This is a genomic window from Coleofasciculus sp. FACHB-712 (genome assembly GCF_014695635.1).
In the GTDB taxonomy this organism is placed as follows: domain Bacteria; phylum Cyanobacteriota; class Cyanobacteriia; order Cyanobacteriales; family FACHB-T130; genus FACHB-T130.
Genome location: NZ_JACJOQ010000644.1, coordinates 1 through 8,696 on the forward strand (window position 1 = coordinate 1; position 8,696 = coordinate 8,696).

Sequence of the window (8,696 nt, forward strand, 5' to 3'; positions counted from 1 at the left end):
AGCCACCTATAGCGGCACCAAAAAAAATAATGGACACAACTGGATTCGAACCAGTGACCCCCACGATGTCAACGTGGTGCTCTAACCAACTGAGCTATGCGTCCGTCCGACGATTTATAAATGTAGCATAGCTTTTTATAAAAGTGCAAATAATTCTCGCTAACCAATGGAACTTAGAACTAGGCAACTAAGATGCAGAAACTCCATCGCTGTTGTCATCCGGGTCTGATAAAATAGCGAGGTTGTTCAGACAGAAATCGTCATTGAGCCAATCCATTGACATTCCTAAGCTTGATGCCTTAGCACAAGAACTGGCGACTATCCAGCAAACAGGTTCCAAACGGATTGCCCTGCTGGGGTCGCGTCACGTTCCGATCACCCATCAAAATCTCATTGAGATGATGAGCTATGCCTTGGTTTTAACCGGGAATCGACTCATCACCTCTGGTGCTACCGGAACCAATTTTGCCGCCATCCGAGGGGCGATGCGAGCCGATTCTAGCCTGCTGACTGTAATTTTGCCCCAAAGCTTAGAGCGTCAGCCACGGGAATCGCGAGAGCAGTTGGAACAGGTAATGCATTTGGTAGAAAATCCCGAAAACGACAATTTATCGCTGGCTGAAGCCAGCGCTCTATGCAATCAAGAGATAGTTTCTCGGTGTCAGCAGCTAATCTGTTTTGCGTTTCACGACAGCCACACCCTGCTCAAAACTTGTCAGGATGCGGAAGAACAACGCAAAGTGGTGACTCTGTTCTACTTTGATTAAAAAGACGCGATGCATTAAGAGCGCTACCGCTGGCGTCTCTACAATAAAGCTATGATCCCAGTACCTGCTATTCTGCTCGACTGCATTGCCGCAGCCGCTGTTCTGATTTATATCCCCTTTTTGGTGGTGGGTTACGCCCGTGTGACTGTGGGGTATGACACGGCGGCTCCGCGAGCCATGTTTGATAAGCTGCCTCCCTACGGACAACGAGCCACTTGGGCGCACCAAAACTCGTTTGAAGCATTTATGATATTTGCGGCGGCAGCCCTGATGGCTTATGTGACAGGTGTAGATTCGCCCTTGGCAGCGATCGCAGCGATCGCCTTCGTTGTTGCCCGGTCATTATACTCCGTTTTTTATATTCTCAATGTCCCAATCGCGCGATCGCTAATGTTCGGCATCGGTACTCTGAGCAGTAGCACCTTATTTGTCCTCAGCCTACTTTCTGCCAATAGCAATTAGCGATTTTTCTAATATCAATTTAGCCAACCACTAACGATTCTTTATGGCTTCTACATACTCTTTTGATATTGTCAGCGATTTTGACCGGCAAGAATTGGTCAATGCCGTAGACCAAACTGAGCGGGAAATAAAAAGCCGCTTCGACCTCAAAGACACTAAAACTACCCTTGAATTAGGCGACGACGTTATTACAATTAGCACCGATAGCGAATTTACCTTGGATGCTGTTCATACCATCCTGCAAATTAAATCCGCCAAGCGCAATCTTAGCTTGAAAATCTTTGATTATGGCAAACCTGAATCAGCGGGTGGTAGTCGCATTCGGCAGGAAATCAAACTGCGTAAAGGACTCAGCCAGGAAATCGCTAAACAAATCACCAAACTAATTCGGGACGAAATTAAAAAAGTGCAACCCTCAATTCAAGGTGATGCCGTGCGAGTTTCTGCTAAATCCAAAGATGACTTGCAACTGGTAATTCAACGCTTGAAGCAGGAAGATTATCCGGTTGCTTTGCAATTTAATAACTATCGCTAAACGGTTTTTAAACGCAAATAACGCGGAGGTTTTGCAAAAATACGCAAAATTTTGGTTATTCTCTGCATTTTTGGAGTGGTTAAAACTTAAGGTGAACAGTGCCCTTGAGTTAACATCATTCTAAAAATAAAAGCCCAATTGCTTTGTGAAAATATCCCAGCAAGACAATACAGATGAAGTTATTCCTTGCTGCTCTTGGTGCAGTCATCATTGGTTACGTGCTGGGATACTCTGTCAAAATTATCCGTCAAAGTAATGAAGCCTTAGTAGAGCGCTTGGGTCGATACCATCGAACGCTGAAACCAGGCATCCACTTTATCTTGCCTTGGCTCGATACGATTGTCTATCAGAATACAACCCGCGAACAGGTTTTGGAAATTGAGCGCCAGCCAGCGATCGCAAAAGATAATGTGTCCCTGGAAGTCGATGCAATTGTGTATTGGCGCATCCTAAATTTAGAACGCACTTATTACACTGTTGAAAATATTGAGATAGCCTTAAAAAACTTGGTTATCTCTATCCTGCGCTCTGAAGTTGGTCGAATTAAGCTAGAGCAAGCGGTTCATTCTAGAAGCGAAATCGCTCAAACTTTATTGCAGCAATTAAATGAGGCGGTGGCGAATTGGGGGATCAAGATTACCCGTGTCCAATAGGATATTGCTTTTTTAGAAAAATACTGGAGCCTCTGAAATTGGGAAAGCTGCTGAAATTAAGACTAGAACCTGCTAATGTCTGAGCCAGAGGAGAAATGGATAAACAACGAAAAATCGACCGCCAGCGAGAGCATCAAGCCAATGAGCGGACATTTCTCGCTTGGTTGCGTACCTCGATTGCATTGATTGGATTTGGGTTTGCTTTAGCTCGCTTTGGTTTATTTCTACAGCAACTGCAAACCGCCGTCACGGGTCAGAATAGCACTTCTCACTCGTTCATCAGTTCCCAGAGCCTTGGCATCAGTCTGGTGGTTGCTGGCATTGTCCTAATTGCCTTTGCTGCATGGCGCTACAACCAGGTTTTTTGGCAAATTGAGCGTAGCGATTATCAGGCAAATCGTCTGTTTGTCTGGATAACGGCTGGACTGGTGATGATTTTAGGTGTCCTCAGTATCCCTGTCCTCCTCTGGCGACAGTTACCCGTTCCTCATACTCCATCTTCTAGCAAAAGTGGTAAAGTTTATCGCCAGCTTAAGCAGCCTGCTGCCTCTTTTGCACAAACTGTAAAGCATCAAAATTTTTAGAAAAAGTGCCTTTCTTTTTATTTGCATCAAAAAAGTGAATCAAAATTATTTGAAAATCGTAAAGTTTGTTTTTGAAAGTCTAAAAAACTTTACTTTAAATTAAGGAGTTTGAAAATCAGGGTTGGCGAAATCCTGCAATTTTATTTATGTGTTTTATAATTTTAAGGGTATCAAGTTGATAACTTAATTAAGTTTTCAGCATTCAATAGATGTGATGGGATATTTAACTACGAGTTTGGATTATTTTTAAGTCGGTGATTCAAATCACATCTAGGCATACAAGAACCAGATGAGATGAGGGTTTTAAACTCTTGTTTAACGTGATTTGGTGCAGAAAAGCTTAGTTTGCATCGCTGCGAATTCTATTTGAACCGGCTCTGGTGCAAGATGTAAATTGAAGCAACAAATATTTAACAATACAGCTAAATTTCTTGGGATGGAAACGAACTTTGGCAAGGTTTATTTTCAATAAATGAGAACAATATTAAAAGATGTTTCGGTGAAAATACTGAGGCTTTTTGAGCGGGAATAGACTCAGATAGAATCGAGTTAACAATAAATACTTGTGAGGGTTGCGATGTCGAGAGTATTAGTCGTCGATGATGTGCCGACTGAACTAGAGATGATTTGCCGAATTTTACAAGAAGCGGGGATGGAAGTGGTGAGAGCGAGTGATGGAGAGGAAGCGATCGCTCGCATCCAGGAGAAGCCACCCGACCTCGTGATATTGGATGTGGTCATGCCACGAATGAACGGATTTGAAGTGGTGCGGGAGTTACGAGAGAACGAGGAAACCAAACACTTACCTGTCGTGTTTTGTACGCAAAAAAATACAGAGATTGATAAAGCTTGGGGAATCGAGCTGGGAGCCGATGCTTATGTAAGTAAGCCACTTGAGGCGAAACAGTTTATTAATCTGGTACGACGCCTTCTCTAAGAATTAAAAATTAAAAATTAAAAATTAATCAATAATTATAATTTTTAATTTTACATTTTTAATTGTTTATGCCTCGCCAATTCGTTCTCTTTGGTCAAGACAAGAGCCTGTTTGCAGTCGAACTAACGGCAGTCAGAGAAGTGCTGGTTTTGGGCGATCAAACCATTACCGCTGTTCCGAATACGCTTCCTTTTTTATTGGGTTTAACCAATCTGCGAGGGGAAATTCTGGCAGTAGCAGATTTTGGTCGGTTCATGGGTGCCGACCCTGTGGAAAGTCACGAAGCTCGGAGTCGGATTTTAGTCGTAGAAGCGCCCGACCCGCGCGATATCAATCTCCCATCGATGCGGATGGGATTAGCAGTTTCTCATGTCGAGGGTGTGCTATCTCTCGATCCCGATCAAATTGTCTCGGCAGCAGAGGTGAGTGAGGAACTGGCTCCTTTTTTGCGAGGCTTATATGACTGTCAGGGACGCTTACTCATGATTGTGGATGTAGAAGCGATCGCGCATTCGGATCGCTGGTAAATCATAGATTGCCGGAGCCATAAGATGGAAAGTTCATATCAGCCGATAGAGGTGCCTCAGTCTTCCGACCTCATCGGGACACTTCAATCCTTTTCTAAAAAAGCCACTATAGCAGTCATTGCAATCGGTTGTGCGGTACTACTAGGTTGGATGTTTAACATTCCCATCCTGAAAAGCATCTTGCCAGGTCTGGTAACGATGAAAGCAAACGCAGCGGTGTGTTTTATCCTCAGCGGTACATCGTTGTGGTTGTGGCACCGTTATCCCGCTGACGAGTCGAAGCGCCGCTTGGGACAATGGTTTGCCGGGATCGTTATGGTCGTCGGTTTGCTCACGCTGATGCAGTATGTTCTGGGGTGGGATTTCGGCATTGACCAACTTCTGTTCAAGGCGTCGTCAGACACCTTTGGCACTTCCTCCCCTGGTCGGATGGCTCCCAATACTGCCCTTAATTTTTTGATGTTGGGGGTGGCTCTACTGCTGTTTCTCGGCCCCTATATTAATTATCAAGCCGCTCAAATTCTTAGCTTAGCGGCATTCTCAGTCGCCTTGCTGGGGGTACTGGGCTACCTTTATGGTGTGAAATCCCTTTATGGGATTAGCTCTTACACCCAAATGGCCTTGCACGCAGCAGTGGGATTTGCGCTTCTTAGCACCGGCATTCTGTTTGCTCGTCCAGATCGAGGGGTGATGGCAGTTGTCACCAGCCAGAATGCAGGGGGTATGATGGCGAGGCGGATGTCACCGGCTGTACTTGGAATTCCGCCACTTTTAGGTTGGATAATCTTAGCCGGGTACCGGGCGAAGTCTTTGGAAACCGAGATCGCCATCTCGGTTTTAGGTAGCTTGAATATTATTGTTTTTGCCGTTCTAATTTGGTGGAATTCTCGAAACCTGAATGGCATTGATATCAAACGCCAGCGGGCAGAAGCAGAACTTCGCACCCTGAATCAAGAACTCGAACAACGCATCGATGAGCGCACGGCAGAATTAACGGAAGCGAATCAAGAACGCGATCGCTTCTTTACTCTCTCTCTTGACCTGCTCTGTATTATCGGATTTGATGGCACCTTTAAGCGCCTCAATCCTTCATGGACAAGAATCCTGGGCTTCGCGGTCGAGGAACTTTTGGCTCAACCGTTTATTGAGTTTATCCATCCAGATGACCGAGACAAGAGCTTAGCCGAAGCCGAAAAACTGACTATTGGTTCGCAAGTACTGTATTTTGAAAATCGCTACAGGTGTAAAGATGGCTCCTACCGATGGTTAGCGTGGACTGCGAACGCGGCTGCTGAAAATCAAGTGATGTACTGCATTGCCCGCGACATCACCTCCAGCAAGCAGGCAGAAGCCGCACTCAGGGAAAGTCAAGAACGCCTAGAGGCAATCATCGACAATTACACCGCTGTCATTTATCTCAAAGACTTGGAAGGTCGTTACATTCTGGTTAATCGCCAGTATGAACGCCTCTTCCACACGACCAAAGAGCAGGTTATCGGCAAGACTGACTACGATTTCTTCTCGAAAGAAATCGCTGATGCTTATGGTGCCAACGATCGCCAGGTACTTGAAACCGGAACTTCTTTAGAAATGGAAGAGGTTGCACCTCAAGATGACGGACTTCACACCTACCTTTCCACGAAGTTTCTCTTAAGGAATTCGACAGGAACTACTTACGCCCTCTGTGGGATTTCCACCGACATTAGCGATCGCAAGCGGACAGAAGAAGCATTGCAGCAACAGGTGCAGATGCTGGATTTAGCCAATGACACCATAATGCTTCGGGATCTCGACGATCGCATCGCTTACTGGAATCAAGGCGCAGAAAGACTCTACGGCTGGGCAAAGGAAGAAACCGTAGGACAATACATCCACGCATTTTTAAAAACCATCTTTCCCCAACCCGTCGAGGAAATTAAAGCCGCGTGCCTGCGGGATGGACGCTGGGAAGGAGAACTCATCCACACCAAGCGCGATGGGACACAGATCGTTGTCGCGAGTCGCTGGACATTGCAACGGGAGGAATCCGGTCAGCCTAAAGCGATCCTAGAAATCAACAATGACATTACTGAGCGCAGAGCTGCTGAGGAAACCATCCGTCAGAACGAGGAAAGGTATCGCTCATTGATCGTTGCTACCTCGCAGATAGTCTGGGCAACAGACGCCCAAGGACAAGTGGTTGATATGCCAGCTTGGAGAGCGTTTACAGGTCAAAGCGAGGAACAAGTGAAAGGCTGGGGATGGTTGGATGCCGTGCATCCAGAAGATCGCGATCCCACTGCTCGTATTTGGAATAAAGCCCTTGAAACGAAGAGTCTCTATCAGGTTGAGTATCGTATCCGAGCCGCAGATGGCAGCTATGGATACTTCTGGGTTCGCGGGATTCCCGTCTTAGCAGAAGATGGTAGTATCCGCGAGTGGGTTGGCGTCTGCACCGACATTAGCGATCGCAAACAAGCGGAAGCAGATTTACAGAGAACAGCAGCAGATTTGGCTCGTTCCTCGGCTGAACTTCGGCAGCAAACCAGTATCTTGCAATTAGTCCTCAACAGCATGGGTGAGGCAGTCATCGTCGCCGATGAAACCGGAAAGTTTTTACTGTTCAACCCCGCTGCGGAGAAAATGTTTGGATTGGGTTCAGGAGATGCCCCCCCCGATCGATGGTCAACGCAGTATGGCTTGTTTTTGCCCGATACCGTGACCGTTTACCCAACCGCAGATTTACCGATGACAAAAGCGATCCGAGGCGAAGCCGTTGACGACGTAGAGATGTTTACTCGTCATCCTGGTATACCAGAAGGTTTGTGGGCAAAAATTAACGGCAGACCGCTGAAGGACGACAACGGTGTCCTCAAAGGCGGGGCGATTGTTTGTCGCAACATCACCAGCGACAAGCAAGCCCAAGAACGTTTACAACAACTCGCCAAGGAGCAGGAACGCCTGCTGCAAGAACTGAAAAACCGGCAAAATGCCCTTGATGAATCGGCGATTGTCAGCGAAACCGACTTAAAAGGAACCATTACCTATGCTAACGAGCGGTTCTGCCAAATCTCTGGATACACCCAGGAAGAACTAATGGGGCAAAACCATCGCATCGTTAACTCTGGCTACCACCCGAAATCCTTTTTCCAAGACTTCTGGGCTACGGTTTATCGGGGCGGTGTGTGGAAAGGAGAAATCAAAAATAAGCGCAAAGATGGTTCTTTGTATTGGGTTGACACTACAGTGTCCCCAATCTTTGACACTAATGGCAATATCATCAAATATATCGGGATTCGCTTCGACATTACCCAGCAAAAAGAAGCGGCTGATAGACTTATCAAATTAGCAGAAGAGCGAAAAATTGAGGCAGATTCTCTAACTCAACAAGTCGTCAAGCTTTTGGGTGAAATTAAAGGTGCAGCCAAGGGAGATTTAACGGTTAAAGCTCAAGTCACCAATGACATCTTAGGAGCATTAGCAGACTCTTTCAACTACCTTGTCACCTCTTTACGGAAAGTAGTCATTAATATCCAAGATGCAGCGGCCCAAGCCAATCAAGCCACAACTGCATCGATTGGTAATACTAACGAACTAGCACAGCAAGCTCGCACCCAAGCCTTGCAAATTGAGTCCACCTTAAAACAAATTGAGCGGATGCTCAACTCGATTAAAGATGTTTCAGATGCTGCAAAACGAGCCGAACAAGTGGCACAGCAAGCCGCTACCACAGCAGAAATGGGAGGACAAGCTGTAGACCGTACAGTTGATGGAATTAACGAACTCCGCCAAACGATTGCCGAAACTTCAAAAATGATGAAACGTCTAGGCGAAGGGTCGCAACAAATTGGCAAAATTGTAACATCTATTTCTCAAATTGCTTCTCAAACAAACTTGCTGGCATTAAATGCCACAATTGAGGCAGCACGCGCCGGAGAACAAGGGCAAGGCTTCGCAGTCGTAGCGGAGGAAGTTCGCAAGCTCGCAGAACGCTCTGCCTCAGCAACCGAAGAAATATCGGAGATTGTGAAAACAATTCAAGATGAAATTAGTCGGGTGATGAGGGCAATGGAATCCGGTACTCAACAAGTTGTTGAAGGAACGCACATTGCCGCAGCTGCCAAGACGAATCTGATTGCGATTATTGAAGTCAGCCGCGAAATTAATGCTTTGGTACAAAACATTACTCGTGCTGCTCAAAAACAGACAATTTCGGCAGAAGAAATTGCAGGCAGTGTGAAGCAGGTGAACG

General features: G+C 46.1%; 8 protein-coding genes and 1 tRNA gene. 8 read left to right on the plus strand and 1 reads right to left on the minus strand.

The annotated features are described in order from the left end of the window. Window positions 1-30: 30 nt before the first annotated feature. Window positions 31-104, minus strand: a tRNA-Val gene (locus H6F50_RS24155). A gap of 159 nt (window positions 105-263) precedes the next feature. Between H6F50_RS24155 and H6F50_RS24160 the strand changes: the two genes are divergently transcribed. The 8 genes from H6F50_RS24160 to H6F50_RS24195 form a co-directional block, all read left to right on the plus strand. Continuing rightward, a complete protein-coding gene (locus H6F50_RS24160; protein WP_190415828.1) occupies window positions 264-767 on the plus strand; it encodes a DNA recombination-mediator protein A in 504 nt (167 codons plus the stop codon). A gap of 51 nt (window positions 768-818) precedes the next feature. Next, window positions 819-1,229, plus strand: a complete 411-nt coding sequence (locus H6F50_RS24165) for an MAPEG family protein (protein ID WP_190430638.1) — start codon at window positions 819-821, stop codon at window positions 1,227-1,229. A gap of 43 nt (window positions 1,230-1,272) precedes the next feature. Then, complete coding sequence (locus H6F50_RS24170; protein WP_190415832.1) at window positions 1,273-1,764, plus strand: YajQ family cyclic di-GMP-binding protein; 492 nt, start codon at window positions 1,273-1,275, stop codon at window positions 1,762-1,764. A 173-nt stretch (window positions 1,765-1,937) separates the two neighbouring features. After that, window positions 1,938-2,417 carry a paraslipin gene (locus H6F50_RS24175; RefSeq protein ID WP_190430639.1) on the plus strand — a complete coding sequence of 160 codons (480 nt, stop codon included), beginning with the start codon at window positions 1,938-1,940 and terminating at the stop codon, window positions 2,415-2,417. Between the two features lie 95 nt (window positions 2,418-2,512). After that, the gene (locus H6F50_RS24180; RefSeq protein WP_190430640.1) at window positions 2,513-3,001 is read left to right on the plus strand and encodes a DUF202 domain-containing protein; all 489 of its coding nucleotides are present in this window, start codon (window positions 2,513-2,515) and stop codon (window positions 2,999-3,001) included. Window positions 3,002-3,578: 577 nt separating this feature from the next. Then, entirely contained in the window at window positions 3,579-3,938 is a 360-nt protein-coding gene (locus H6F50_RS24185; protein ID WP_190415835.1) for a response regulator, read from the plus strand. A gap of 68 nt (window positions 3,939-4,006) precedes the next feature. Next, window positions 4,007-4,465, plus strand: coding sequence for a chemotaxis protein CheW (locus H6F50_RS24190; protein WP_190415837.1), 459 nt, complete (start codon window positions 4,007-4,009; stop codon window positions 4,463-4,465). Between the two features lie 24 nt (window positions 4,466-4,489). Beyond that, window positions 4,490-8,696: PAS domain S-box protein (locus H6F50_RS24195; protein WP_190430641.1), on the plus strand; the 4,207-nt coding region annotated here is incomplete at its 3' end.